Origin of the sequence: Lachnoclostridium phocaeense (assembly GCF_959599685.1) — a bacterium.
In the GTDB taxonomy this organism is placed as follows: Bacteria; Bacillota; Clostridia; order Lachnospirales; family Lachnospiraceae; genus Claveliimonas; species Claveliimonas monacensis.
This window is the reverse complement of the sequence record NZ_CAUGIN010000022.1, coordinates 19,522-45,834: the sequence shown is the minus strand read 5'-3', so window position 1 is coordinate 45,834 and position 26,313 is coordinate 19,522. Positions and strand designations below refer to the sequence as shown.

At 55.6% G+C, this 26,313-nt stretch carries 30 protein-coding genes and 1 riboswitch; of the genes, 5 read left to right on the top strand and 25 right to left on the bottom strand.

What is annotated here, in order from left to right; all coding sequences use genetic code 11:
* Positions 1-434: 434 nt before the first annotated feature.
* The 11 genes from Q5911_RS10605 to Q5911_RS10555 all read right to left on the bottom strand — a co-directional run bounded on the left by Q5911_RS10605 (position 435) and on the right by Q5911_RS10555 (position 8,287).
* On the bottom strand, positions 435-974 hold the full coding sequence (locus Q5911_RS10605) for a histidine phosphatase family protein (RefSeq protein ID WP_303182668.1): 540 nt from the start codon (positions 972-974) through the stop codon (positions 435-437).
* A 6-nt stretch (positions 975-980) separates the two neighbouring features.
* Positions 981-1,841, bottom strand: coding sequence for an FKBP-type peptidyl-prolyl cis-trans isomerase (locus Q5911_RS10600; protein ID WP_303182667.1), 861 nt, complete (start codon positions 1,839-1,841; stop codon positions 981-983).
* A gap of 115 nt (positions 1,842-1,956) precedes the next feature.
* The gene (locus tag Q5911_RS10595; protein WP_303182666.1) at positions 1,957-2,697 is read right to left on the bottom strand and encodes a metallophosphoesterase; all 741 of its coding nucleotides are present in this window, start codon (positions 2,695-2,697) and stop codon (positions 1,957-1,959) included.
* Positions 2,698-2,732: 35 nt separating this feature from the next.
* The gene (locus tag Q5911_RS10590; RefSeq protein WP_303182665.1) at positions 2,733-3,005 is read right to left on the bottom strand and encodes a hypothetical protein; all 273 of its coding nucleotides are present in this window, start codon (positions 3,003-3,005) and stop codon (positions 2,733-2,735) included.
* A 4-nt stretch (positions 3,006-3,009) separates the two neighbouring features.
* Positions 3,010-3,462 carry a DUF1653 domain-containing protein gene (locus Q5911_RS10585; RefSeq protein WP_303182664.1) on the bottom strand — a complete coding sequence of 151 codons (453 nt, stop codon included), beginning with the start codon at positions 3,460-3,462 and terminating at the stop codon, positions 3,010-3,012.
* Between the two features lie 26 nt (positions 3,463-3,488).
* Complete coding sequence (locus tag Q5911_RS10580) at positions 3,489-4,100, bottom strand: class I SAM-dependent methyltransferase (RefSeq protein WP_303182663.1); 612 nt, start codon at positions 4,098-4,100, stop codon at positions 3,489-3,491.
* Positions 4,101-4,103: 3 nt separating this feature from the next.
* Positions 4,104-4,589, bottom strand: a complete 486-nt coding sequence (gene thpR, locus Q5911_RS10575; RefSeq protein WP_303182662.1) for an RNA 2',3'-cyclic phosphodiesterase — start codon at positions 4,587-4,589, stop codon at positions 4,104-4,106.
* Positions 4,586-5,464, bottom strand: coding sequence for a TrmH family RNA methyltransferase (locus Q5911_RS10570; protein ID WP_303182661.1), 879 nt, complete (start codon positions 5,462-5,464; stop codon positions 4,586-4,588). The genes thpR and Q5911_RS10570 overlap by 4 nt, the downstream gene beginning before the upstream one ends.
* A 51-nt stretch (positions 5,465-5,515) precedes the next feature.
* Positions 5,516-5,776, bottom strand: a complete 261-nt coding sequence (locus Q5911_RS10565; protein WP_303182660.1) for a DUF1294 domain-containing protein — start codon at positions 5,774-5,776, stop codon at positions 5,516-5,518.
* An 84-nt stretch (positions 5,777-5,860) separates the two neighbouring features.
* Positions 5,861-7,345, bottom strand: coding sequence for an AAA family ATPase (locus Q5911_RS10560; protein ID WP_303182659.1), 1,485 nt, complete (start codon positions 7,343-7,345; stop codon positions 5,861-5,863).
* Positions 7,346-7,447: 102 nt separating this feature from the next.
* The gene (locus Q5911_RS10555; RefSeq protein ID WP_303182658.1) at positions 7,448-8,287 is read right to left on the bottom strand and encodes a PD-(D/E)XK nuclease family transposase; all 840 of its coding nucleotides are present in this window, start codon (positions 8,285-8,287) and stop codon (positions 7,448-7,450) included.
* A gap of 279 nt (positions 8,288-8,566) precedes the next feature.
* Positions 8,567-8,776, top strand: a riboswitch (cobalamin riboswitch).
* A 182-nt stretch (positions 8,777-8,958) separates the two neighbouring features.
* On the opposite strand from Q5911_RS10555, the gene Q5911_RS10550 reads away from it, so the two are divergent.
* The 5 genes from Q5911_RS10550 to Q5911_RS10530 are packed head-to-tail and all read left to right on the top strand — an operon-like array spanning position 8,959 to position 12,512.
* Complete coding sequence (locus tag Q5911_RS10550; RefSeq protein ID WP_303182671.1) at positions 8,959-9,708, top strand: energy-coupling factor ABC transporter permease; 750 nt, start codon at positions 8,959-8,961, stop codon at positions 9,706-9,708.
* Positions 9,709-9,724: 16 nt separating this feature from the next.
* Positions 9,725-10,084, top strand: a complete 360-nt coding sequence (locus tag Q5911_RS10545; protein WP_303182670.1) for an energy-coupling factor ABC transporter substrate-binding protein — start codon at positions 9,725-9,727, stop codon at positions 10,082-10,084.
* The gene (cbiQ, locus tag Q5911_RS10540; RefSeq protein WP_303182657.1) at positions 10,071-10,862 is read left to right on the top strand and encodes a cobalt ECF transporter T component CbiQ; all 792 of its coding nucleotides are present in this window, start codon (positions 10,071-10,073) and stop codon (positions 10,860-10,862) included. The genes Q5911_RS10545 and cbiQ overlap by 14 nt, the downstream gene beginning before the upstream one ends.
* Positions 10,863-10,873: 11 nt before the next feature.
* The gene (locus tag Q5911_RS10535; RefSeq protein WP_303182656.1) at positions 10,874-11,743 is read left to right on the top strand and encodes an energy-coupling factor ABC transporter ATP-binding protein; all 870 of its coding nucleotides are present in this window, start codon (positions 10,874-10,876) and stop codon (positions 11,741-11,743) included.
* Entirely contained in the window at positions 11,733-12,512 is a 780-nt protein-coding gene (locus tag Q5911_RS10530) for a sirohydrochlorin cobaltochelatase (RefSeq protein ID WP_226394237.1), read from the top strand. Before Q5911_RS10535 ends, Q5911_RS10530 begins: the two co-directional genes overlap by 11 nt.
* 42 nt (positions 12,513-12,554) lie before the next feature.
* On the opposite strand, the gene Q5911_RS10525 is transcribed toward Q5911_RS10530, so the two are convergent.
* Genes Q5911_RS10525 through cobI form a run of 14 tightly spaced genes read right to left on the bottom strand, consistent with a single transcriptional unit; the run spans position 12,555 to position 26,292 of the window.
* Entirely contained in the window at positions 12,555-13,208 is a 654-nt protein-coding gene (locus tag Q5911_RS10525) for a precorrin-8X methylmutase (protein WP_303182655.1), read from the bottom strand.
* Positions 13,209-13,240: 32 nt separating this feature from the next.
* Positions 13,241-14,752 (bottom strand): cobyric acid synthase, encoded by a 1,512-nt coding sequence (locus tag Q5911_RS10520; protein WP_303182654.1) that lies wholly within the window; start codon positions 14,750-14,752, stop codon positions 13,241-13,243.
* Complete coding sequence (locus tag Q5911_RS10515) at positions 14,740-15,807, bottom strand: pyridoxal phosphate-dependent aminotransferase (protein WP_076776379.1); 1,068 nt, start codon at positions 15,805-15,807, stop codon at positions 14,740-14,742. Before Q5911_RS10515 ends, Q5911_RS10520 begins: the two co-directional genes overlap by 13 nt.
* 19 nt (positions 15,808-15,826) lie before the next feature.
* A complete protein-coding gene (cbiB, locus tag Q5911_RS10510; protein WP_076776377.1) occupies positions 15,827-16,795 on the bottom strand; it encodes an adenosylcobinamide-phosphate synthase CbiB in 969 nt (322 codons plus the stop codon).
* Positions 16,752-17,357 carry a histidine phosphatase family protein gene (locus Q5911_RS10505; protein WP_303182653.1) on the bottom strand — a complete coding sequence of 202 codons (606 nt, stop codon included), beginning with the start codon at positions 17,355-17,357 and terminating at the stop codon, positions 16,752-16,754. Before Q5911_RS10505 ends, cbiB begins: the two co-directional genes overlap by 44 nt.
* A gap of 5 nt (positions 17,358-17,362) precedes the next feature.
* Positions 17,363-18,121 (bottom strand): adenosylcobinamide-GDP ribazoletransferase, encoded by a 759-nt coding sequence (locus Q5911_RS10500; protein ID WP_303182652.1) that lies wholly within the window; start codon positions 18,119-18,121, stop codon positions 17,363-17,365.
* Positions 18,118-18,663 (bottom strand): bifunctional adenosylcobinamide kinase/adenosylcobinamide-phosphate guanylyltransferase, encoded by a 546-nt coding sequence (locus tag Q5911_RS10495; RefSeq protein ID WP_303182651.1) that lies wholly within the window; start codon positions 18,661-18,663, stop codon positions 18,118-18,120. The genes Q5911_RS10500 and Q5911_RS10495 overlap by 4 nt, the downstream gene beginning before the upstream one ends.
* 21 nt (positions 18,664-18,684) lie before the next feature.
* Positions 18,685-19,761, bottom strand: coding sequence for a nicotinate-nucleotide--dimethylbenzimidazole phosphoribosyltransferase (gene cobT / locus Q5911_RS10490; protein WP_303182650.1), 1,077 nt, complete (start codon positions 19,759-19,761; stop codon positions 18,685-18,687).
* On the bottom strand, positions 19,742-21,121 hold the full coding sequence (locus Q5911_RS10485; RefSeq protein ID WP_076776369.1) for a cobyrinate a,c-diamide synthase: 1,380 nt from the start codon (positions 21,119-21,121) through the stop codon (positions 19,742-19,744). The genes cobT and Q5911_RS10485 overlap by 20 nt, the downstream gene beginning before the upstream one ends.
* Positions 21,118-23,091: a precorrin-6A reductase gene (gene cobK, locus Q5911_RS10480; RefSeq protein WP_303182649.1), complete on the bottom strand. Its 1,974-nt coding sequence runs from the start codon at positions 23,089-23,091 to the stop codon at positions 21,118-21,120. The genes Q5911_RS10485 and cobK overlap by 4 nt, the downstream gene beginning before the upstream one ends.
* On the bottom strand, positions 23,084-23,815 hold the full coding sequence (gene cobJ / locus Q5911_RS10475; RefSeq protein WP_303182648.1) for a precorrin-3B C(17)-methyltransferase: 732 nt from the start codon (positions 23,813-23,815) through the stop codon (positions 23,084-23,086). The genes cobK and cobJ overlap by 8 nt, the downstream gene beginning before the upstream one ends.
* Positions 23,772-24,833 carry a cobalt-precorrin 5A hydrolase gene (locus Q5911_RS10470; protein WP_303182647.1) on the bottom strand — a complete coding sequence of 354 codons (1,062 nt, stop codon included), beginning with the start codon at positions 24,831-24,833 and terminating at the stop codon, positions 23,772-23,774. Before Q5911_RS10470 ends, cobJ begins: the two co-directional genes overlap by 44 nt.
* Entirely contained in the window at positions 24,823-25,599 is a 777-nt protein-coding gene (cobM, locus tag Q5911_RS10465; RefSeq protein ID WP_076776361.1) for a precorrin-4 C(11)-methyltransferase, read from the bottom strand. Before cobM ends, Q5911_RS10470 begins: the two co-directional genes overlap by 11 nt.
* 3 nt (positions 25,600-25,602) lie before the next feature.
* Entirely contained in the window at positions 25,603-26,292 is a 690-nt protein-coding gene (cobI, locus tag Q5911_RS10460) for a precorrin-2 C(20)-methyltransferase (RefSeq protein ID WP_303182646.1), read from the bottom strand.
* Positions 26,293-26,313: the final 21 nt, after the last annotated feature.

The following is a 26,313-nucleotide window of genomic DNA, read 5'->3' as shown; positions in this document are numbered from 1 at the left end:
CTGTGCTATTGTTAATATTTGTTTTGGATATTGATACATAAAACACCCCATAAATAAAAAAGTCCCACCGGGTTGCGCATGAAAAAATCAGAGGCGTGGTGGGTTCTGTTACTATCAGTATACAACTTTTATTGCGGCTGTCAATATTCCTTTTCGAAAAAGAATACAAGCTCCCATTATTTTTTGCAGTACATACCCCATATTTCCCAATACGTCGTTCTTCTTCCAGCAGATCCGAATGTGAAATGTAGTAGTCTCCAACCAGAACATAATCAATCTCATTTTCTCTGATTCTATCCTTCCGCGGATTATATCGGAAAGATATAGGCATCCAATTCTTTATTGAGCCCCTCCCAAAAATTTCAGTCAAAAACCGGCGGAAAATCACGGCTTCTGCACCGCCATTCCCCGCCGGCATATTTATTTACATGCAACTAAAATTCATACCTGAGCACAGCACAGTTTTCCACACCGAAAGCCGCGTACTCTGCATTGGTCATATCAAAGAAATACGACTGGACAACTCTGGCAATCCCGTTGCGGGCCACCAGGATATAGGTTTTCTCATCCGCCTCCTCCCGGATCTCATCCAGGAGATTGTAGACTCTCTGAGCCAGCTGCAGCATGGACTCACCGCCGCCATTGCGGCAGCAGAACTCTTCTTTTGCCTTCTTAAATTCTGCCCCATGACGGGAAGTGGACTCCCACTTTCCAAAATTCTGCTCCTTCAGCCGAGGCTCCATCCGGGCCGGTATTCCGGTGATCTCCGAGATATGCCGGGCCGTCTCCGCCGCTCGGACAAGAGGAGAATACAGGATTTCATCTGCCCGGATTCCCTCTGCTACTATCTTTTTTCCGGTCTCAACAGCCTGCTGATGCCCCAGCTCCGTCAGCTCGATATCCGTGGCGCCGCAGATCTTGTCCTCCACGTTCCATACGGTCTGCCCATGCCGGACAAAATACACACATCCCATACGGCTCTATTTTACCTCCACCAGTTCAATCTGGAAATTCAGCTCTTTGCCTGCCATCTCATGGTTTGCGTCAAAAGTGATCGTTGTTTCTTCTTTTGCCGTCACCTTAACCGGGAAAGGCTGTCCGTACGGGTTGGTCAGGTACACCTGCTGCCCTACAACCAGGTCCTCGGAGCCCGGCATCTGTGCTATCTCAACGGTAAAGACAGCATTGGGATCCGGCATGCCGTAGGCCTCCTCCGGCATCAGGTGAACGTCCACTACCTGTCCCACTTCCATGTCAGCCACTGCCTGGTCAAATCCGCGGATCATCTGGCCTGCGCCGCAGACAAATTCCAGCGGTTCTCCGCGGTCATAGGATGAGTCAAACTGCGTTCCGTCATTGAAAGTGCCCTTGTAGTGTGTGCGGCATGTCTTCCCCACATTGCGTCCGGTAATAGCAGGCCCAGAACCGCATCCGCCTCCACAGCTTTCTCCGCAGCCTCCGCCGCAGGAATGTCCTTCTTCATGGTCGCCGCAGCTGTGCTCCTCTCCGTGATGATGGTCACAGTTTGCTCCTGTGGAGACAAGCTCACCCTTTAAGTAGGCTTCCACCACCTGATCTGTATTGCCTTCTGCGCCGGCGCACAGCTCCACGCCCGCCTCTTTCAGAGCCGCCTGCGCACCCTCGCCAATGCCTCCGCAGATCAGCACGTCTACAGACTGCTCTGCCAGAACGCCCGCCAGAGCGCCATGTCCTACGCCATTAGAGCTGATCACCTCGCTGGAGACCACTTTGCCGTCCTCTGTCTCGTATACTTTAAAAAACTCTGTCCTTCCAAAATGCTGAAATACATTTCCGTCATCGTAAGTTACTGCAATTTTCATTTTTCATCCCCATCTTTCTTCTTGATTTCACTGGTCGTGTATGTATTAGTATAGAATATCCGAAAAAAATCTTCAATACAGGCCGGCTTTTTCTACCGGATATTTCTCTGCACTTTTACGGCAGTACTGCCGCCGGATGAAAATGCAGGTAATCTCCCGACACCAGCATGTACCGGACCCCCTGGAAATCTCCCCGGATACTGTCCCCGAACCGGCTCTCCCCATGACAGTGAGAGTACACAACAGCTGTTACATTGTACTCCTGTGCAATCTCTGTAAAGGGCGAGGTTTTCTCCAGTATGTTGGTGGGCGGGTAATGCAGAAACATGATAAATTTCTTGTACCCGGCCTCGCGAGCCTGTGAAAAAGAACTTCGCAGGCGGGCCATCTCTCTTTCCACCAGTTTTCTTGCCTGCTCTTCCTTTTGTTCATCCCACCCCACAATTCGTCCCTGATGATCCAGGTAGAAGGGGCCCTCAAATGTATAGCCTTTTGTTCCCACCAACGCGTAATCCTGATACACAGCAAAATTATTCTGGAGGAAAAACAGTTTCCCCCTGTATTCTTCATTCAGACGCTCTGTCTTTTTGGCGTCCCAGAACATATCATGGTTGCCCCGCAGGAGTATCTTACGGCCCGGGAACCTTTCAATAAACGCCAGATCCTCCCGGCAATCCGCCAGTTTTCTGCCCCAGGAATGATCGCCAGTGAGCACGAGTGTATCCTCCGGCTTCACGATCTGCCGGACATATTTCTCGATCTTTCGATCGTGATGTCTCCACACTTTCCCGAATTTATCCATTGATTTATCGCTTTGAAAGCTCAGATGCAGATCTCCCAATGCGTAAAGCGCCATGCAATCATGCCTCCTTTGCCTCTGCTTCCTGTCTCCTACAGGCCATTTCTGTAGACATCATTCATCACTGCCTGTGCCTGCTCCATCTCCTTCTTCTGCATGATCTGCTGCCTGTCGCTCAGGATAGCCAGCATCTCATCCACCAGATCCTCGATCCTGGGATTGCTGACCCTGTACAGATATGCCAGCATTCTGCCGGCAGTATAATCCGTGTTCATATGTTTATATGCGATTTCTGCGCAGAACTTTTTTGGGTATCCCTTTTCCATCAGGATCCTGTACAGTTCTTTTGTTTTCTCTGACGTCACTGTCTCACACCTCCAGTTTTTCAAACCGGTATGTCTGTTTTACATCCGGATATTTTTCCCGGTCCACCCTGCTCATGAACATGCCATAAGGCCGGGCGCAGATCTTAAACGGTGCATACAGCGCCTGATAGATCACCAGACGCTCTCCGGTCTCCGTGTGCTGCGCAAAGGCCAGCACCTTATACAGATACTCGGAGGTCTCATCAGACACCCACTCTCTCTTGAAGTGGCGCACAATATCGCCCACCTGGATATCACGCTCTTTCCCTTTCTCCTCGGTCGGTTCCGGCTCTGTGTCCAGCTCCATATATTCATCCTTATCCAGAGAAACCGGGATCCCCGATTTCCCTATAATATGCACACCCCCGTACCAGGTACCGGAAATCTCGAAGATGTCGCCAATCTCATACTCTGCATTGTATGCATCATTCTTCCTGATCACTCTGATCCTTGCCATAGCATCCTCCCTTATGTAAAATTTCTTTATTCAGCTGCACGCTGCCCGCACGCAAATACCAGGATCCGCTCCCGCACATCTCCGCCCGGAAACAGGTCCCTGCAATCAATCTCGTCCAGGAAGTCCAGTTCATCCACTGTCATCAGATAGGACACATATTCATCTGACGGGTAGTAGAAAAACAGTAGGATTTCCCTTGGCGCCTCATACCAGGACTTCCGTATGCGGCCCATGACTTTGCGCAGGATTTCCAGTGAAAAAGGATTGAAAAAATAAATCCGATCCACTTTATCCGGCACGGCAAAATGCTCTGCATCTGCCAGTACAAACTCTGTCCTGTCCGACTGGACCGCCGTCTTCTGGTTTGTCACGGCTTTTTCCAGCATCCTCCTGTCATACTCGACGCCAATGCTCCTGCACCTTGTCTGCCAGGACAGGAAAAAATCCGCCCTGCCTTTGCCGCACCCATAATCCAGCACGGTGTTCCCCTTTCGGATATAACCCGCATTTGCCAGCCTCTCCAGCACAGAGTAGGGGGTTGGCTCATAAGGATACCGGTACTGGTCCGCCTGAGAGTCATCCCGCCCTGTTGTCCGGATATGTAAAAATCTGTCCCATTTGTCTTCTTCCATGCCCATACTCTACAACTCCTGGTAGACAACTTTCCCGTTTTTTGTCTCCGACTTCATAAGAGACACGTTCTCCACTGTCATCTCCGCCCTGGGGAGGTGGACCTGGTAAGGCTTTTTAGCAGAAACTTTCCGGATCAGGGTAATGTGCGGGACAAATTTGTCATTTTCAAAAGGTACACCGTTCTCCCTGAGCGCATCCCGCAGCTCTTTTACATACGTCTTCAGCTTTTGGTTTCCTTTTACTCCCGCCCACAGGATATTTCCAAAATTCCCCTTTTCCGAAAGCGCCAGCCGGAAGCTGGGAAGGGGCACCTTACTGATGACTTCCTTCACTTTTCCCGGGTCACCATACTCCCCGATGAAAGCCAGGGTCATATGCAGGTTCCGGGCAGGGACATAATTCCCCTCCACCCCCTGCTTTTTGAGATCATGCATACAGGCAACAAGGGATTTCTGCATACCATCTGAGAGACGGATAGCGATAAACAGTCTCATAAAATGCACTTCCTTTCCGTCTGTGTTTTTTCCATGGTGCAGCCACTTTGCCTCCCCAGCTCCCAGAAAGCCACTGCGCTGGCCGCCGCCACATTCAGGGAATCCACGCCATGACTCATGGGGATCTTGATGGTGTAATCGGAGGCTGCTATGGTCGCGTCCTGCAGCCCTTCACCTTCTGTCCCCAGGATGACCGCCAGCTTGTCTTCTGACCGCAGAGCAGGCGCGTCAATGTCCACGGACTCGTCATGGAGCGCCATAGAGGCCGTAGCAAATCCAAGGCTCTTCAGATAGGCCATGCCCTCCTTGGGCCATCTCCCCGCCTCTTCTTCACTGAGGAATGTCCAGGGGATCTGAAAGACGGTGCCCATACTGACCCGGATGGCTCTGCGGTAGAGCGGGTTGCTGCATCCGGGAGTAAGAAGGACTGCATCCATGTGGAGGGCAGCGGCTGAGCGGATGATGGCTCCCACATTGGTGGGATTCATAACATTTTCCAGAACAGCGATGCGCTTTGCCTCCCGGCACAGCTCTTCCACCCGGGGCAGAGGTCTCCGGTGCATGGCGCAGAGGAGGCCCCGGGTCAGCTTGTACCCGGTGAGTTGGGTCAGCACCTCAAAGGGAGCCGTGTACACCGGTATGCCCGAACACCTGTCGATCACTTCCGCTGCTTCACCCTTTATATTCCTGTCTTCCGTCAGAATGGACACAGGTTCATACCCTGCATCCAGTGCCCGCATAACTACTTTGGGGCTCTCTGCAATAAAGAGCCCTTCTTCCGGCTTGTCTTTATTCAAAAGCTGAGCCTCTGTCAGTCTGGCATAGACATCCAGCGCCTCTGCATTAAAATCTGTGATTTCTGTCAAATTCCCCATATTTGTACATCTCCTTGCTGTCCTTTTTTTTCACTTGCCTTTCTGAACGCTCTAAAAAAAGAACAAAATGGCTGCCTGGGACACCAAAAGTATCGGAATCACTCGGAACAAGGGCTTCCTTGTCTTGTGATGAAACAGATACATGCCTGCCAGCGCACCAGCCGAGCCGCCGATAAGAGCCAGTCCCAGCAAAGTCGCTTCCGAAATCCGGTATTTGTTCCTGACAGCTCTCCTTTTATCCACTCCAAATGCTACAAATGTAACAAAATTGACCAGGACGAGATAACAGACTTTCCAGTTAAAATCCTGCATAGTTTCTTCCCTTTCTGTATAAGCGAAAGGCCCGGAAATGCACGGACATTCCGGACCATTTTGTTTTTCTTATTTTGTTGGTCATCATCCCAGCAGGTCACGCACCATGGAAGCGTCAAATGTCACAGACTTTACATGATCCACTTCGATCTGATACAGCGCATTGGCGGCAATGTGCTCAGCAGCCTGCTCCAGATCACGGATCCCGCTGGTGTTTCTGTGCAGGTCAATGACAGCCTCCAGTCCGTCCGGTGTCAGGCTGCATTCACTTTTCTCCATTCCGATCCTGCGCAGGACTTTCGGGAGTGCGTACTCCGAGAAAATGACTTTCTTCTCCTCCGGAGTATAGTCCGGTATCTCAATAACGGCAAACCTGGACATGAGAGGTGCGCTGATCTGATCTTTCTCATTGGCAGTGGCAATAGGATACACGCCCACTGTCGGGATCATACACTCAATATAGTTATCCGTAAATCCCAGATTATCCAGCAGCGTCAAAAGTACATCTGCAGGATTTCCATTTCCCTTTCCCGCTGCCGCCTTATCCAGCTCGTTGATAATGAAGACCAGATTGGACTCGCCAGCCATGGAAAAGGCATCCATAATAATTCCCGGCTTTGCATTGGCATAGATCCTGGAACTTCCGGTGAGCTGCTCCGGATCGTTGATCGAACTCATATCCAGGGTCGTCCATGGCAGTTTTAAGATCCGCGCTACAGCGTAGGCGATCTGGGATTTTCCGGTTCCTGCGGGCCCGATCAGCAGAAGGCCGTAAGCTGGCAGTGTGTGGGTCCGGTTGATCTGGATAATCGTCTCAATGATCCGCTGTTTCACCTGCTCCATGCCGTAGAGCTCCTCGTCCAGGATCCGGCGGGCCTCCACGGGATCGATAGACTCAAAATAGTTTCCCTTCCACTGGATGTTCATCATAATAGAGAGCGCTCTCTGGGCGTGCCGCCGCTCCTCTGCAGACACTTCATTGGACCGCGCGACAGCCAGGTTTCTCCTGGCCCAGAGGCGAATATTATCCGGCAGTGTCCGGCCTGCGCAGTTCATAAAATCCGTAATGCTCTGGATGCTGGTCAGCTTCATGCTGTCACCTGCCTCCTCCTCGTCCTCTCCGGGTTCTTCTTCTGAGGGAGCGTCGCTGGAGAGCAGCCGCTCGATCATAAACTGCAGGAATCCATCTTCCGCCGAGAGCTTGGAGCCTCCTCCAAACGCGATCTCACGGATCTTGTACACCGCATAAGTGCCCTCCTTGATCACACCGGAGAGACGCACGTTAATATGATTTTCTCCCAGCCATTTCAGCAGGCTCACAAAGCGGGCATCGATCCGCAGGATGTCTGCGCTGACTGTGCCTTCCTCCGTCTTAAACTCAAAGGCGGTCTTTCTCACCGGGTTGGTAAAGGCCCCATTTGAATGGTGCTTCAGCTGCCCGGCCCTGTTGTCCAGCACGAGCATGGGGTGATCCGGTCCCGCCTGAGAGTGACTGGAATAAAAAACTGTATAAGTACACTGGGGAGCTTTTGACTCCTCCGGCGTGTTATTAAAATCAAATACTGGCATAGTGTCCCCCTGTCTTTTCTGTTGATTTTCTTACAGTTTACCATATCGAACTGCAGAGCACAATCTGACATTGTCAATAAAAAGCATCTGTATTTTAGCTTTCTATTTTGCCGGCGCAGCGCCTTCCGAGATCCATTCCTGGACAAGGCTGACACTCTCTTTAAGCGCCCTTGCAATCTGTTCCACCGGCATCCCCATCTCAGCCAGAGAACATGCACTTTCGTGCTTCGCCTCCATTTTCCCCTCTATCCTTCCTTCTTCTCTTCCGCGCTGCTCAATTCTGTCTGTAATATCACACATAAGCTCCAATCCTCCTTCTTCACATTTCAGATATCTGACACGCCTGGACAGATCGTCCTGGCTGTCATCCTCTGGATCTGCTGTCCTAAAATACTGCATCAGCCCTGCAATCTCCGACTGATCATCCACTTCTGTATTCACAAAAGTAATGTGGCTGCCGTCCTCATAGACACTGCCTCCATCTCCCAGATAATTCCGAACCAGATATACAGTCTTTCCCTTCTTCCAGATATCCTTTTCACTGACATAGAAAATATCCAATTCCGGCAGTTCTGCATACTCTTTCCCCTTCTCCAGAAACTCGCCGTCTGCCATAGCCCGGTAAAACCGCACCCGGCGGGGATGATCGGGCTCTTTCTTCCTCTGGATCTCCACGGCATACAGATTGCCTTCCAGATCCTCCGCAAACACATCAAGCCTGGCCCCTCTTGAGACAGCTCTGGAAATGCTGTACTGGGTCTTCACCTGGCACAGACAAAGCTTTTGTCTCCCTGTCAGTATCCTGAGCACATGCTGGCAGGCTGGTATGTCCTTCAATACCACAGAGGCAAAGACATCACTCAGGAGCGTAAAGCTCTGAATTTCCTGCAGATGCCTTTCACGGCCAGCGAGCCTGTTCTTTTCACTCTCTGCTTGCGCCATACTTTCCTGAAAAAACCTCCTTTCTGAAATGGTGCAGGAGGCCTTACATATGAGATTTCTTTTAGATCTTCTGAGAGATATCAGATACGGCGGAAAATGCCGGGAGAAAAGCTTCCGGAAATGTAATGCTTTATGTATCTATCCTAACACAAAACCGGAAAAGTTTCCATAACATTCCGGCATTTTTTACTGTCACTCCCTCTCAGAAGCCCCGACACTTCTGTTCCACAAGCCCCTCGGGGATTGACTTGCCCCTGTCGGTGTGCTATTCTTGGGTAAGTAAATCAAATACACGCAGGTGCCCTGTCCTCTTGCAATAACAAAAAGGCAGGGATAATAGGGAAACAGGTGAAAATCCTGTACGGTCCCGCCGCTGTAAGGAGGGAGTAGCCTTTATCAGCCACTGTGTCCGCGAATGCCAGGTACATGGGAAGGCAAAGGCTGTATAGATCTCCGAGTCAGAAGACCTGCCTGCTTGTAGGGAACTGCCGTCTGTCACGGAGTATGATGTGAGGTATGGAAGCGAAAGACAGATTCCATGGATCTGCCTGTGTATTTTTAATGCCCCTGTCGTGATCCCGGCAGGGGCATTTATCGGATGCAGGCGTACAGCGCCATAGTATCACACCATACATTTGAAGGAGGATCCATATATTATGACTCGCACATCTATGACTCACCGGGAAAAGCTGCTGGTAGCTCTGTCCGGCATATTCGCCTTGTCCTTTGCGGCGGCGCCCCAGGCAAAGGCCATGCACATTATGGAGGGATATCTGCCGGGCGGTTTCTGCATCGCCTGGGGCCTCTTGTGTCTTCCCTTTTTACTGTCAGGCTTTTTCTCCATCCGAAAAACCATACAGGAAAACCGCAAGGCGCTGATCCTGCTGGCCATGTCCGGAGCTTTTATCTTCGTGATCTCCTCACTGAAGATTCCCTCTGTCACCGGAAGCTGCTCCCACATGACAGGAACCGGGCTGGGAGCTATCCTCTTCAGTCCCTCCTGCGTCAGCATACTGGGTGTCATCGTCCTTCTGTTCCAGGCCATTCTGCTGGCCCACGGGGGACTGACCACTCTGGGTGCAAACACCTTCTCCATGGCCATCGCAGGCCCTTTTCTCTCCTGGGGACTGTACGCTCTTCTGAAGAGGCTGAAAGTCAACCGGAGAGTGTCCATTTTCCTGGCGGCAGCCCTCGGCGACCTCTTCACCTACTGTGTCACCAGTCTGCAGCTTGCCCTGGCCTACCCTTCGCAGCAGGGCGGGATCGCCGCCTCTGCCGTAAAATTCCTGGGCGTCTTTGCTCCCACCCAGCTCCCGCTGGCCATCATCGAGGGAATCCTCACCGTGGTCATTGTCATCGCACTGGAATCCTACGCAGAGCCGGAACTGAAGCTGATCGGTTATTACAAGGAGGCAAAATAAGATGAAAAAAAGGCACATGAGCAAAAATACAAAAACTGTACTTATTCTCCTTGTCATCGCCGCTCTCATAGCCATCGTCCCTCTCTTTGCAAGAAAGGGAGCATCCTTTGGTGGATCTGACGACGCAGGCAGCGTCATGGTGGAAGAAGTCAGAGGGGAGGAATATGAGCCCTGGTTCACACCTGTCCTTGAGAATCTTCTGGACGGAGAACTGCCGGGTGAGGTGGAAAGCCTGCTCTTCTGCATCCAGACCGGCATCGGCGTGGGGATCATCGCCTTCTTCATGGGACGCCTTGTAGAGCGAAAAAAATGGATGAACAAGTACAAAGAAGAGGAGCAGGATAAAAAGGAGAACACGGACTATGCTGGAGATTGATAAACTCTGCTATACATCCAGACTGCGATACGTAAATGCCGGGGAAAAGTGTTTCTTTTCCCTGGCTTCTGTCATACTCTGCATTGTCAGCCGTTCCATACCAGCCGCCCTTCTCCTCCTTCTGGCCTCCACATACCTGACAGTCCAAAGAGGAGGCATTTTTCTTGGCAGATGGCTGAAATATCTGACCCTGCCCCTGTTTTTTCTCCTCCTTAGCACAGGCGCCATCCTGATCAATATTTCCCAGGTTCCCCTGGATGCCTTCGCCCTGCCGGTGGGCTCACTCTATCTGACAGGGAGCCGGGAAGGTGTGTTTCAGGCCGTGCAGCTGATCCTGACTGCCCTGGCCTGTATGTCCGCCCTTTTCTTCCTGTCTTTCAACACACCCATGACAGACATCCTGGCCGTGCTGGAGTCCTGCCGCCTGCCCCGCCTTCTCATCGAGCTTATGATGCTCACCTACCGGTTCATTTTCCTCCTTCTGGAAAACGCCTCCTCCATGCTTCTTTCCCAGAACGCCAGGCTTGGAAATAAAGATCTGCGCACAAGCCTTAAATCCCGTGGGCTCCTGGCCTCCATGCTCTTCATCCGCGCCATGAGGCAGGCCGGCTCTCTCTACGACGCCATGGAGTCCCGCTGCTACGACGGTCAGATCCGGGTACTGCGCGAACATCAGCCTCCCCGCCGGGGAGAGATCCTCTGTATCGCAGCCTTTGAGCTGCTGCTCCTCCTTCTGGCCCTGCTGCCCTCCGCAGCCCCAGCCGGTTGGATGATGTAGAAAGGAAGATTATGAGCGATTTTATTCTTGAAGCGAGACATGTATCTTACTCTTATGGAAGCGGGGAAGAGCCTTCCCTGAAAGACCTGTCCCTGTCCATCCGACGGGGCAGCCGCACGGCAGTCATGGGATCCAACGGCTCCGGGAAATCCACCTTCTTCCTATGCTGCAACGGCATCCTGCGGCCAGATGAGGGACAGATATACTATGACGGCCAGCCTGTCTCCTACCGGAAAAAGGAACTGCTGGACCTGCGCAAAAAGGTAGGGATCGTATTCCAGAACCCGGACATGCAGCTCTTTTCTGCCAGCGTGTACCAGGAGATCTCCTTTGGTCCTCTCAATCTGGGACTTTCTGAGACGGAAGCCAAAAGAGAGGTGGAGGAGGTCATCCAGAAGTTGGGCATCGCCCCCTTCCGCCATCGTCCCGCCCACGCCCTGAGCGGAGGACAGAAAAAGCAGGTGGCCCTGGCGGACATCCTGGTCATGCACCCGGAGCTTCTCATCCTTGACGAGCCCTTTGCCGCCCTGGACCCAAGCCACGTCCGAATCATCCGGGATATGATCCAGTCCCTGGGCGAGGACCGGTCCATGACAGTCGTCACCGCCACCCACGACACGGGCTTCGCCCTCTCCTGGGCCGACGAAGTCATCCTCTTCAGGGAGGGACAGGTGCTGGCCCAGGGGACGCCCGCCCGAATTCTGACAGATAGGGAACTGCTGTCTAAGACCAGCCTGGAGGTACCCGCCGTCATACAGGTCTTTGAGACCCTGCAGGCCGCAGGGATTCTTTCGAAGGGTCTGCCCTCCCCGAAAAGTTTTGAACAGCTTAACATGTATATAAAAAGAACTGCACATAAGGAGAATACACATGGAACATAAAGGACTTCTTGTAGTCAGCTTCGGCACCAGCTACCCGGAGACAAGAAAAAAGAATATCGAACATCTGGAAACACTGCTTGCGGAGGCATTTCCGGACCGCACCTTCTACCGCGCCTACACAAGCGGCATGATCCGCAAGAAACTGTGGGAGCGGGACCAGATCCTGATCCCCAGCGTAAAGGAAGCTGCCCAGGCAGCGCTGGAAGATGGGATCACAGACCTTCTTGTCCAGCCCACACACATCATGAACGGCATTGAAAATGACCAGATGAAGGAGGATATCTTAAGTCTGGAGAGCCATTTTGATAAGATCTCTTTCGGCGATCCTCTCATTTCCAGCACAGAGGATCAATTTGCAGTCATTGAGGCTCTCATGGAAGAGCTGCCCTGCCTCTCAGACCAGGAGGCCCTCGTCTTTATGGGCCACGGCAGCACGCACCACGCCAACACTCTCTACGCCGCCCTGGACTACGCTTTCAAGCAGGCAGGCTACCCGGGCGTATATGTGGGCACTGTGGAGGCTTACCCGGATGTGCAGGCTGTGCTGGCGCAGCTGAGAGAAAAGGACATCCGCCGGGTCTACCTGACACCTTTCATGCTGGTGGCAGGCGACCATGCCAGCAACGACCTGGCAGGTGAGGAGACGGACTCCTGGAACAGTCTTTTCAGGGCAGAGGGGTACGAGACTTCCTGCATTTTAAAAGGCCTGGGCGAGTATGACGGCATCTGTGATCTCTATGTCCGCCACGCCCGCCAGGCCCTTCTTTGATGTCAAACCTGTTGGCAAAACTATCTTTGCTCTATTTCTTTTTTATTCCACGCCATCCCGTGCCATGTACAGGATGGCATTGCAGATAGCGGCGGCAATATTGCTGCCGCCTTTTCTTCCCCTTGCCACAATGGATGGCACGTCTTTTTCCAGGAGCATCTCTTTTGCAGCTACCACATTAACAAATCCAACCGGCACGCCGATCACCAGGACCGGATCAATCTTTCCCTGATCCAGCAGGGCGCAGATCTCCACCAGGGCTGTGGGCGCATTGCCTACTGCCAGGATGAGGGGCCGGTCTGTCTCCTCCGCCAGAGCTGCCGCCTTCTTCATGCTGGCCACAGCCCGGGTCGTTCCTTCTTCTTTGGCAGCCTTTGCCACGTCCGGGTCCGCCATAAAGCAGACTGTCTCCCCGCCGAAGGAGGCGAGAACCTTCTTGTTGACCCCTGCTTTTCCCATGTTGGTGTCGGTGACGATGAGGGCGCCGGACCGGACCGCCTCCAGAGCTCTCCTCACAGCTCCGGGCGAGAAGACAAGCGTATCTGCATAGTCAAAATCTGCGCTGGTGTGGATGCACCTTTTTATGACAGGCTCCTCCAGAGGATCAAAAGACCTCTCCCCCAGCTCCTGGCTGATGATCTCAAAGCTTCTCTTTTCTATATTTTCCGGCAGCACCTGCTCCAGTTTCTCTGTCATAGTTATCCTGTCTCCTTCCCTCTGTGTGCACTCTACAGCCCCTCCCCGATGATGCGGTACACCGCCTCCATATCCAGGGAGGCCCGAAGTCCCTCCGCCAGCAGGCGGTACTGGTCCTCCTTGTATGTTTTAAAATCCATTCCTTCTCCCAGGTCCTCCAGGGCAATGCCCTTTGCCGCAGCCAGTTTCTCCAGGATAGCGCCGGAGATCTCCCGGCTGTCAAAGATCCCGTGGATGTACGTTCCGGCCGCATGTCCCCGGCATATGCCCAGGATACGGTCCTCCTTCCGGGCCAGGATCTGCACATCCCCCCGGTCTGTGTCAACTTCCGTGTCGCCCATGTGGATCTCATACCCCTCGTATGTCCGGCCGGACAGGGCTGCCCAGGGCCCTGTCAGCTCTTCCATCCTGCCCTTGGCCTGCGTAGTCACTTTGGACCGCCCGAAAATCGTCCGCACCGGGAGCAGCCCCATGCCCCTCATAGAGCCGCCGGCTTCCACACCGTGGGGGTCTGCGATCTCCTCTCCCATCATCTGGTAGCCGCCGCAGATACCAAAGACAGGCACCCCTTTTTCTGCCAGCTTCAAGATGGAAGCCTCCAGCCCTGACATCCGCAGCCACCGCAGATCTTCCATCGTATTTTTGCTTCCAGGCAGAAGGATCAGATCCGGCTCCTTCAGCTGCCGCACGCCGGAGACGTAGCGGACCGAGACACCGGCGCGGCTCTCCAGCGGAGCCAGATCTGTGTAGTTGGAAATCTTGGGTAGCCGAATGACAGCAATGTCCAAAAGCCCGGGCTTTCCCTTTTCTCCGCCATCCCGCAGTCTCTCCGAGATGCTGTCCTCCTCCTCTATGTCCACCTGCATCATGGGCACCACGCCCACCACAGGGATGCAGGTCTTCTCCTCTAACATGGCAATACCCGGGTCCAGAATGGTCTTGTCTCCCCGGAATTTATTGATGATGAGCCCTTTGATCCGGGATCTCTCCTCCTCTTCTAAAAGGGCTGCTGTGCCGTAGAGCTGGGCAAAGACGCCCCCTCTGTCAATATCTCCCGCCAGCAGTACAGGCGCATCCAGCATCCGGGCCAGCCCCATGTTGACAATGTCGTTTTCCTTCAGATTGATCTCCGCCGGGCTGCCGGCTCCCTCCACCACGATGACATCGTACTGGTCCGCCAGCCTCCGGTAAGATTCCAGGATCACCGGGACAAGCTCCTTTTTGTAGGAAAAATACTCTCTGGCGCTCATATTGCCAAGCACCTTCCCGTTTACAATGACCTGGGAGCCTGTGTCCGTGGTAGGTTTCAAAAGGACCGGATTCATAAGGACAGAAGGCTCGGTCCCGGCCGCCTCTGCCTGAACCACCTGGGCCCTTCCCATCTCCAGCCCCTCCGCTGTGATATAGGAATTGAGGGCCATGTTCTGGGATTTGAAGGGAGCGGCCCGCAGCCCGTCCTCCTTCAGGATCCGGCACAGCCCTGCCACAAGGAGGCTCTTTCCCGCCCCGGACATGGTCCCCTGTATCATGATCACTTTTGCCATCTGTCTGTCTCCTTCTCTTTCATGGTCTTCCCGAGGACTTCCAAAAGGACCTGGTTCTCCTTGCGCGTCCGCACACCGATCCGCCAGGTTCCTGCCCTAAGACCGGGAAAGCTTGCTCCGTCCCGTATATAGATCCCCTCCGCCAGACATGCTTCCTGGAGATCTTCCGGCCCTTCAAATAAAAGAAATGTGGTGTCAGAGGGCCTCACACGAAGTCCCAGCTCCCCAAGTCTGCAGGACAGCCACTCCCGCTCTCGCAGGAGATACTCCCCTGACTTCCGGGCAAATTCCTCTTCCTTCAGTGCAGCGCACCCGGCCATCTGGGCCGGCCAGGACACGTTCCAGGGAGGCAGCATCTGCCGGATCGTCTCCGCCTTCTCCCTGCTGCCTGCCGCCAGCCAGCCCAGCCGCAGCCCCGGCATGGCATACATCTTCGTAAAGGCCCGCAGCACCAGAAGCTCCGGACAGTCCCGCTGCAGGGGCAGGGCAGAGGCCGCCTCCCCCTCCCGGGTCAGATCCAGGAAACACTCGTCCACCACCAGCGTGATCTGCCTATCATGGCAGGCGCGGGCCAGCTCCTTCAAAATATCCGCGGGGACCAGCCTGCCGGTAGGATTGTTTGGATGGCACAGAAAGACCATCTCCAGTCCCGGTTCTTCCCACACCCTGCGGACCAGCTCCCGGGATACCAGCCAGTCATCCTCCTCTCTTAGAAAGAAGCGCTGCACCTGACATCCACGGGCGGCAAGGGCCCGCTCATACTCCCCGAAGGAGGGGGCGCAGACAAGCGCTTTTTTCGGCTGCAGAGCCGCCGTGATCCCCCAGATCAGCTCCGCCGCCCCGCTGCCTGCCACAATCTGCCCGGCCGGTATGAGGAAGGCGGAAGCGATTGCCTGCCGAAGCTTCCTCTGCTCTGGGTCCGGGTAGCGGAAAGACTCCTCCACCCCCCGGGCAGCCGCCTCCCTGACCGCCGCCGGCATGCCAAAGGGATTGACATTGACTGAGAAGTCGATCCGTATATCTTTGTCGTAAATATTTCCTCCGTGTTCTTCCATCGCATCCTACCTCAATCTTCTACAGTATCCAGATGACCGCCGCCTTCAAAGCTCCCAGCACGAGGAGCTGCAGGAGGGCAGTGGCATATTCCAGGCGGCAGGCCCTGGCGATATCCTGTCTCTCTACAGGCCGGATGTCATCTCCGATAAAGGGCTTTTTAAAGAGCTTCCCAAAGTACCAGGCATCCCCCGCCAGGCGCACGTTCAGGGCCCCGGCCATGACCGCCTCGGTGTGGGCCGCGTTGGGGCTCTTGTGCTTCTTCCGATCCCGCTTGAAGATCCGCCAGGCATTCTTCCCGTCGTACCCGGCAAGGAAGGCAGCGGCGATCATAAAAAGAGCACTCAGACGGGCGGGGATAAAGTTTGCCGCATCGTCCAGCCGGGCAGCGCAGGTGCCGAAATACTGGTATGTTTCATTCTTATATCCCACCATGGAGTCCATGGTGTTCACCGCCTTGTAGGCGATTCCTCCCAGGGGGCCTGCCAGGATCATATAGAAGAGAGGCGCTGTGACGCCGTCGGATGTGTTCTCCGCCACCGTCTCCACTGCCGCCTTTATGACCCCCTCTTCTGTCAGATCCCGGGTGTCCCTGCCCACGATCATGGAGACGGCCCGGCGGCCCGCCTCAAGCCCTTCTTGTTCCAGTGCCTCCTGGACTTTCATGCTCTCCACCCGCAGAGATTTTGCCGCCAGCATCTGCCAGCAGAATATGCAGGAGAGCAAAAAAGAAAGAAGGGGATGAATGGAGGACAGAAGAAAGAGGAGCAGGGCCGGCAGGCCCACCGAGATAAGAAGAGTCAGGATGACCAGAAGGCCACCCGCCCATCTCTCCCCTGTCTTACCCGACGGAAAAATCCGCCGGAGAATTCTCTCCAGCCTGCTGATGACCCAGCCGATCCCCTGTACCGGGTGCCAGAGCCCCCTTGGGTCCCCCAGGATAAAATCAAGTATAGATCCGATGATCAATGCCGCAAGTGACTGTACCATCCAGCTGTCCTTCCTTCCATTTCGTCTCGTCGATCTCCAGTATGTACCCCTCTCCGTTCTTTACATTCCAGCCATAGTAGCTGCTGCCCTCTATGACCTGCGAGAGGACTGCCATGATAACGCCCCCGTGGACGCAGCATGCAATGGAGCGGTAGCCTCTCTGTCTGCTTGTCTCCACTGTTTCCCGCAGTGTCTCCAGACACCGGGCATTAAAAGCAGGGATGCTCTCCCCTCCGGGAAAGGTATCCGCCCCTTCCGTTCCGATAAAGGCATCGTAAGCCGGATCTCCCAGCAGCTCCTCATGGGTCTTCCCTTCCAGTATGCCAAAATCACACTCCCGGAATCCTTCCGCCAGTTCCGGCCTGCATCCCCCAAAAATGGTCTCCGCCGTCTGGATGCAGCGCAGCATGGGGCTGGAGAAAACGTGGTCCGGCTGGGGATAGGTCCGCCCTCTCAGCGCCTCTAATCCCTCCCGGGACACAGGCTCATCTGTCCTGCCCCCGATAAACTTATGTACTTTGTTTCCCTCTGTCTGTCCGTGACGGACCAGTATGATCTTCATCTTCTCTATCCTGTCACCGCCATGGCCAGCAGGATGGCCAGCTCACAGAGCTGGACAAAATAGCCTGCCAGATCCCCGGTGATCCCTCCGAATTGTTTTCTGCTCATGTGATAGTACCAGCCAAAGACTGCCGCCGCCGCTACCGCTGTCACCCCGCCTCTCCAGCCGCCGAGGCACAAAAGAAGCGCGCCCTCCAGGATAAGGAGAAGGGCAAGGAAAAGGACGGCTCGCCGTTTCCTGGCTTTTTCGGCAAACATTGTCACATAGGAACCGCTCTTCTTTGCCTTGGGGAAGCAGAGCACCGACAGGCCGCTCAACGTCCGGCTCACCATGTATCCCATGCAGACGCAGGCAAGCCCCCTTCCCGGCTCCAGCGCACACCAGGCGCCAAAGGAGAGGACCAGATACAGACCGCACCCCATGACCGCAAAGGCGCCTGTGTGGCTGTCCTTTAAGATGTCCAGTTTTTTCTCCCTGTCTCCGCAGGAAGCCAGGGCATCCTTTGTGTCCATGTACCCGTCCATGTGGATGCCGCCGGAGATCCAAAGGGGCAGGGCCGTCAGGATGGCCGCCAGCAAAAAGGCGGACAGTCCAAGGACATGTCCTCCCTGGCAGCAGGCCCAGGCAAGAACCCCCATGACCGTTCCCACAAAGGGAAAATAGCACATGACGTAATCCATGGAAGAATGCTCCCAGTCCGGCTGGGGCACCGGGATGCGGGAGTACATGCTGAAGGCAATGAGAAAGCTGTTGACCTGTTTCATCGGCTCTCCACCTCACTTAAGATCTCCCCGCCCTTGAGCACCAGGGGCAGGCTGAACTTCACTTCCACCACCACGTCCGCCTCCTTAGCCAGCATCTGGTTCACCCGGCCGGAGGCCTTTACATACCTGCGCATCTCCGGGTCCATGGGCACTTCCGAGAAGGCATCCTGGGCGATGATGATAAGGTCTTCCGCCTGCTCTTTCAGGTGCCGGATGCCCTCCATGATATAGGCCGGTACATCCTCCGCCTGTTTCGCCTCGGGGCTGTACATCTCATTGGCCAGCAGGTTGGTCATGCACTCCAGAAGCACAAGCCGCTCCCCGGATATATCCAGGCTCTCCAGGGCCAGTCCCTGCTCCACAGTGCGGAAATTCTTTCCCTCCCGCATTTTCCTGTGATCCCGGATTCTCTGTTCCATCTCCGCGTCAATATCTGTCAGAGTAGCCAGGTAAACCTTCTCCCCCGGGCACAGCTTCACAGCCAGGTCTTCCGCATAGGCGGATTTTCCACTGCCGCTCCCTCCAAAAATCATGTACAGCATTTTTCTGTCTCCTCTCTCTTCCTATGCTTCTCCTCCCAGGGGCGTGTACGCCTCGATCTGGATGCCGTCAAAATCCGGCATCTTGCGGTAGACCTCCAGTGTCATGTCCAGAAGGGGCATCAGGGCCACAGCCCCGGTTCCCTCTCCCAGCTTCATGTGACATCCAATGAAGGCCTCCTTCCCCAGCTCCTTCAAGATCCGCTCCATGCCCGGCTCCCCGGACATGTGGGAGGGAAGGATATAATCCCTGACTCCCGGCGCGATCCGGCAGGCCAGGAGCGCTGCCGCCGCCGAGATAAATCCGTCCATCACCACCGGGAGATGCTCCATGGCTCCGCCCAGGAACACGCCTGCCAGACCTCCGATGTCAAATCCTCCCACCTTGGAGAGCACATCGATGGGGTCTGCCGGATCCGGCCGGTGCAGACTGATGGCCCGGCGGATCACTTCCCGCTTTCTTTGAAGTCCTGCATCGGACAGACCTGCTCCCCTTCCGGAGAGCCCTTCCGGGTCCTCCTCCAGAAGAGCCGCGGCCACTGCGCTGCTGGTGGTGGTGTTGCCGATTCCCATCTCGCCTGTCAGGAGGATCTGGTATCCCTCCCTCTTCAGTCTCTTTGCCGCCCGGATGCCGGCACAGATAGAGTTGATGGCTTCCTCCCTGGTCATGGCAGGCTCTTTTGCCATGTTTTTTGTTCCATATGCCACCTTATCTGTGTACACCATGGTGTCCGCTGCCACGCCAACGTCGATAGGGAACACATCCACCCCGGCTGCCCGGCTCATCAAGCAGGCAGAGGTGAGTCCCCTGGCAAAATTGTCCGTGACCACGGCTGTGACGCTGCTGTCTGTCTGGGAGATACCCTCCTCCACCACACCGTTGTCCGCACACATGACGATGAGGCCTTTTTTGTCAATGGAGACATCCGCCGTTCCGGTAATACCTGCCATCTGTATGACAGCGTCCTCCAAAGTTCCCAGGCCAAAGAGAGGCTTGGCGATGGAGAGCCACCTCTTCCGGCACTTTTCCCTGGCCGCCTCGTCGGGAGAGGGGATCTCGCTCTCTCCCGGTATTTTGATCTCACTGTCTCTTTCTTCCATATTCTTCCGCCTTTCTGACAAATCTCCCGGCCGCCTCCACGCAGGAGTAAAAATACAGGTGTGGAAAACCGGCATAGAAGATGTCTGATGTATGTCCGCATGTCCAGGCCCTGTCTGTGACCGGTTTTCTGGCCAGGAGGTCCTCCCCGTTGCCGTTCGTGTCCATATAGTGGAACTCATGACCCCGGATGCTCTCCTCCGGCTTTAGAAGATCCCCGCCGCCTTCCGGCGTTAGAGTGATGTAGCCAAACCTGGATAATTTCCCCGTATAATGGCTTCTCCCCTCCAGGACCCCGGCCATCTGATACGGTTTTCCCTTCCTGTCTTCCAGCTCTTCCAGAAGATAGAGAAAGCCCCCGCACTCCGCTATGCAGGGCATGCCTTCACCAAGCCTGTCCTGGATGGACCGCCGCATAGAGACATTGTCCTCCAGCTCGCCGCCGTGGAGCTCGGGGTAGCCGCCCCCCAGGAGAAGGGCGTCCGCCTCCTCAGGGATTCTGCTGTCTTTCATCGGGGAAAAGGGGATAAGGACAGCGCCCAGCTTTTCAAGAAGGCGCAGATTATCTTTGTAATAGAAGGTAAAGGCCGGATCCCGGGCCACTGCGATCACCGGCTGACCGGCAGAAACTCTCCCGGGGATCCACGCCTCCGCCGCCTCCATCTGGGGCGCCTCCGCTCCGATCTTCTCCAGCAGGTCCAGATCCAGCGTCTCCAGGCAGGTCTGCCCCAGCCGCTCCATCTGTTCTTTCATGTCCCGGATCTCGCCGGGCATGACAAGCCCCAGATGCCGGCTTTCCATGTGGATTTCCTCCATCTTGGGCAGGTAGCCGCAGACAGCGATGCCAAGCTGTTCCTCTGTCATGGCCTTCAGGACCGGGTAGCGCATGGGGGAGACTCTGTTGAAGATCACACCCCGGACACGCCTGTCCTCCATAAAATCAGCAAAGCCCCGGATCAGTGCCAGCACAGACACGCTGGACTTTGCCCCGTCCACCACAAGAATGACCGGCGCTTCCAGCGTCCGGGCCACATCCCAGGTGCTGGCCTGGGTGGTACATCCTCCCAGACCGTCGTATAGTCCCATAACCCCCTCCACAATGGAGAGGTCCGCCTGAGCCGCATCCTCCAGGAAGAGCTGACGGGTCAGCTCCTGCCCGGCAAAGAAGGTGTCCAGATTCTTGGAGGGCGTCCCCAGAACCGTCTCATGGAACATGGGATCAATGTAGTCCGGGCCGCACTTGAAGGCCGCCGCCCGGCGCCCCGCCTTTTTCATGGCTGCCAGTATCCCGCAGGTCACCAGCGTCTTGCCGCTTCCGCTGGCGGGAGCCGCAATGACCAGTCTCGGCACGTTCCGTCTCATTCCGCTTCTTCTCCTTCAAATGTGATAATATAGACCGGATTCTGTCCCTCCATCATCTGGTAGGATCCCGCCTTCTTTCCTCTGGCCACCTGCACCTGCAGGATCTGGGCCGGATGTTCTGCAAATGCCTGCATGCAGGCCATGCACTCTGCCACTGTGTTGATCGTGATAGCTGAGATCACAACTCTGGCCCGGGGATTTTTCCCCCAGACTGTCTCCAGGATCTGGCGCAGATTCCCGCCGCTGCCGCCGATAAATGCCAGGTCCGGCGCAGGCAGGTCCCGGAGCGCCTCCGGTGCCTCCCCGTGGACGGGCCGGATGTTGGACACGTGAAAGCGGATCTTGTTTTTGTGGATCAGGGCAAGGCCCTCTGCATTTTTCTCCACAGCGTACACCATGCCATCTATGGCCTTTTTAGCCAGCTGGACAGACACGGATCCAGTGCCTGCCCCCACATCGTAGATGACTGCGTCCTTCGGTGGCGCCATCTTGGAAAGAATAACGCTGCGCACCTCACTCTTGGTCATGGGCACCTTTCCGCGGACAAAATCCTCATCCTTCCCGTCGGATGCTTCCGGAAGCCGGGTGGCAGGCAGCTCGATGTAGACTACGCTCAGCCCCTCCCACTGCATCTCCTTCCTGGCCAGCCTCTCGGCAGATCCCTGGATGATCCTCTCCTTGGGATAGGAGAGACGGCTGCCCACACACACTCGGGCTTTTTTCCAGCCATACTTGCAGAGCCTGACCAGCACAGACTGGATCTCTTTCCCGGTGCTCACCAGCAGGAAGACGCGCCTGTACTCCCGCAGATAATCCAGATAATTACAGCTTCTCCCGTGGATGCTCAGAAGGGGCACGCCCTCCATCCCCACACCGATGCGGGCCGCCATGCAGGAGACCGAGGAGATACCCGGCAGCACCGTCACATCGTACTCCTTCAGCTCCTCTTTCAGTCCGGCCGCCCCGCTGTAAAATCCTGTATCCCCGGACAGTAGGATGGCGATCCTGCGGTATCTGGAATTCATCTGTATGAACTCGCGGATCTTCTCCGCCCGGTACTCCTCATAATGCTCCACCGGGATGTTCTCCGCCACTTTCAGCATCCGCTCCGCCCCGATCAGCACATCGGCACTCTCCATGGCCTCCCGGGCCTCCCCGGTGAGGCATTTCTCCCCGCCCGGACCCACGCCGATAAGTGTGATCTTCCTTGGGGCCCTGAAACCATATTTCTCCGCCAGCATGAGAAAGACTTCCTTCAGGGGAAGCCCTCTCTCCTGGGGTCTGCCGATGACCACGGGAACGGCTCCGGCCTTTCTGGCCGCCTCCATCTTCTCCTGAAAACCGCCGATCTTGCCGGAGTCCTTTGTCACCAGATAGCGCGCTTTCACGTGGGACAGAAGCTGCTCGTTCATGCCCTCCGAAAAAGGCCCCTGCATGGCAATGAGGTGCTTTCCCTCAAATCCTTTCTCCACCGCGTGCTCCACCGCCTCTTTTGTGGAGAGCACTCGCAAGAAACATCTCCTCCTGTAATCCGGGATCTGGGTGTAGGGGTCCAGCTCTTTGCTGCCTGTGGTGATCAGGATATTGCCCTTCTTGTCCGCCAGGTAAGCAGCGGCCTCCCGGATATTCTTCACCCACACGGCATTCTCGCCGCCGGCGGCTCCTTCCCGCAGTACCCGCACACAGGGAATGTCCGCCTTCTCACACATGGTCCGGATATTCTTGGACACCTCCATGGCAAATGGGTGGGTGGCGTCAATGACAAGCTCCGCCTGGCATCCTCTTGCCAGCTCGCCCATGCCTGCCACATCCAGCCGGCCGGCCAGGACATGGATGTTTTCCCCATCCTCCACAAGTTCTTTGCCATACTCAGTGGCCGTACACACATACACCTCCGGCGCATGCCCCCGGAGGTATTCCGCGATCTTTCTCCCCTCAGTCGTACCTGCAAAAATTAAAATACTAGCCATTTTCATACCCTCTTGGTGTTATCATGTGTCCTTTGAGTTCTCTTGTCTGTGAGTTGCCGATGAACACTGTTGTAAACATATCCGTCCGGGCATCTTCAAGCTCCCTCAGGGTACAGATATGGTAGGTCTCTCCCTCGCGGCCGATATTGGCCGCATAACCGCAGACCGTATCGCCGCTCTGATACTCCTCTATGATCCGGCAGGCTTTTTTCAGGTAGTCCGCCCTCTTCCTGCTGGATGGATTGTAAAGGCAGATCACAAAATCCGCCTGGGCCGCACAGCGCAGCCGCTTCTCGATCTTCTCCCAGGGCGTCAGAAGATCACTCAGGCTGATGAGGACAAAGTCGTGGATCAGAGGCGCACCCAGAAGGGCCGCCCCGGACAGAGCTGCCGTCACACCGGGGATCACTTCCACCTCCACCTGGGGGTAGTCCTTCCCCATGGAGAAGATCAGCCCCGCCATACCGTAGACTCCGGCATCTCCGCTGCACACCATAGCTGTGGTCTTTCCTGCAGACGCTGTCTCCAGAGCCAGCCGGCAGCGCTCCTCCTCCTTCGTCATGGGTGTCGTAAGAAATTCTTTATCTGAATAATAGTCTCTGATCAGGTCCACATACACGGTGTAGCCTGCGATCACATCACAGGAAGCAAGGGCCTTTACCGCCCGCATTGTCATATCTTCATAGCTGCCCGGCCCCAGGCCGATCACATACAGTTTTGTCAAAATCCACACTCCAATCTTCCGCAGCCAGGGCAAGTGTCATGCCCTGCTCTGCCGTCTTTTCCAGCACGAGCCGTCCCCCGCCGCTGCCAAGGATGGCAGCTCTCTCGCACACATTTCCAACGCCCACGGTCTCCTTCACAAAGGCGGACTCGCTTGTAACCGTTCCCACCGCCGCAAGCTGGTCAGCTGTCCAGGTCTCAAATGGGATCTGCCAGGTTTCCGCCAGAGCCTTAAGTCCCTCTTCCTCCGCCTTCCTGTCAATGCTGGCAAGGCGCTTCACCTGGCCGGGATGGAAGCCCGACTCTGCCAGTTTCTCCATAAGGAAGTCTTCCAGCTGCCTGCGGGGAACGCCCTTTTTGCAGCCCACCCCGGCGGTCAGGTTCCGGGGCAGAAGGCAGAGGACTTGCTCCCCGGTCTCCCCCTTCTTTCTCTCCTCCACCGCAATGGACATTGAAAACAGTCCCAGCTGCTGCCGGCTCTCCACCTGTACCAGCTCCTGCGGCACCCTGCCAAGGACCGGGAATTCACTGTAGAATCCCACCTTCTCCCCCTTCAGGATGCGGGCGGAAATGTCTTTTGCCTTCGCCCGGTCTGTCAGCACAAGGCCGCATTTTTTTGCAAACACATCCACCGCGAAGCGGCCGTTTACATCTGTGGCTGTTGTGATCACAGCCTCCGCCCCTGTCGCCTCTGCCAGAAACAGGGCCAGATCATTGGCTCCCCCCACATGCCCGGAGAGGAGAGGGATGACAAACTTCCCCTTCTCATCCAGGACCAGCACAGCGGGGTCTGTAAACTTGTCCCGGATAAAGGGGGCACAGAGACGGACGGCAATGCCTGCTGCACCGACAAAAATGATCTCCTGCACCTGGCGCCAGTACTCCCCGAGGAAGTCGCCTCCTCTGGGCCGCTCCAGTCCAAAGACCGTGCGCCCGCTATCCTCAAGCAGGCCGCGGATCTCTTCCATCTTCTTTTTTCCCTGGTCTGTGTAGCTTACGAGAAGCGTTTTATTTTCCATCCTCTGCCTGCCCATTTCCTTTCCGGAATTCTGTGGTAAAAGCGGGATCATACAGGCAGGAGCGCTGGTACGCCTCTCCTGAGAGCACCTTACCCACAATGATGAGGGCGGTCTTTTTGATCCCCTCCCGCTCTGCCGTCTCCGCCAGATCCGACACCTGGCAGAGTACTTTTTTCTCATCCGGCCATGTGGCCTTGTACACAATGGCTGCCGGCGTGTCCGGCGGGTAGCCCCCCTCCACCAGCGCCTGGGACAGTTTCCCGAGAAGTCCTGTACTCAAGAAGAGGACCATGGTAGACTGGTGGGCCGCAAAGGACTGGATCTTCTCCTTTTCCGGCACAGGCGTGCGCCCCTCCATGCGTGTGATAACCACGCTCTGTGAAATGCCCGGCAGGGTGTACTCCAGCCCCAGGGCGGCAGCCGCTCCGGAGAAAGCGCTGACGCCGGGGCACACCTGGTAGGGGATAGACAGCTCATCCAGCCGGTCCATCTGCTCCTTTATAGCCCCGTAGAGGCTGGGGTCTCCTGTGTGAAGTCTCACTACATCCTGTCCTGCCTCATGGCACGCCTCCATGACCCGTATCACTTCCTCCAGGGTCATCCGGGCGCTGTCGTAGATCCTGCATCCCTCAGGGCAGAAGGAAAGAAGCGCCGGGTTTACCAGAGATCCCGCATATATCACGGTCTGCGCGTGTTCAAGAAGTCTTTTTCCTTTTACTGTGATCAGGTCCGGATCGCCGGGACCGGCCCCCACAAAATGTACCATCTGCTACTCACCTGCCTCTTTTGCCACTATAATAGAATAATAACTCAGATCATCGGGAATTTCATCAAGGGAGTGGAAAATACGCTCTCCCTCCATGCCGCATCTCTCCACAGCCCAGCCCTGTGCTCCCCGCAGGATCAGCTCATCCCGCACCCGGGCAGCCGCTTTTCCCGCCTTCATCAGAACCCTGGTGCCGGGAAGTGCCATGCCTTCTTCTGCCGGGTAGGAGGCGGGGATCACATGGAGCATCTGGGAATTTTCTGCAAGACCATCTCCCACTGCCGCCGCAGCCGCGATAAAAGAGGGAATGCCGCTGATGATCTCTGCCTGGTATCCGGCCTCCTGCACTCTCCTGTGGACATAGAGGTATGTGGAGTAGATGCAGGGATCCCCCAGGGTGAGAAAGGCCGCCTTCTTCCCTTTTTCCAGCTCCGCCTTGATCCTATCTACAGCCTCCTGATGGGCTTTCTGAAGTATATCCGGGTCCTTGGTCATGGGCATGTGGATCCCCACAGCCTCCTTTTCCGCCAGCTCCGGCACAGCTCCCGCCGCGATCTTCCAGGCCACTGTCTCCTTCGGCTCCCTGCCCGGCGCCAGGATCACATCACACGCACGGATGACGCGCACTGCCTGCAGTGTCATAAGTTCTGGGTCGCCGGGGCCCACCCCGACGCCGTACAAAATTCCTGCCATAACTGCTCCTCTCTATGTCTC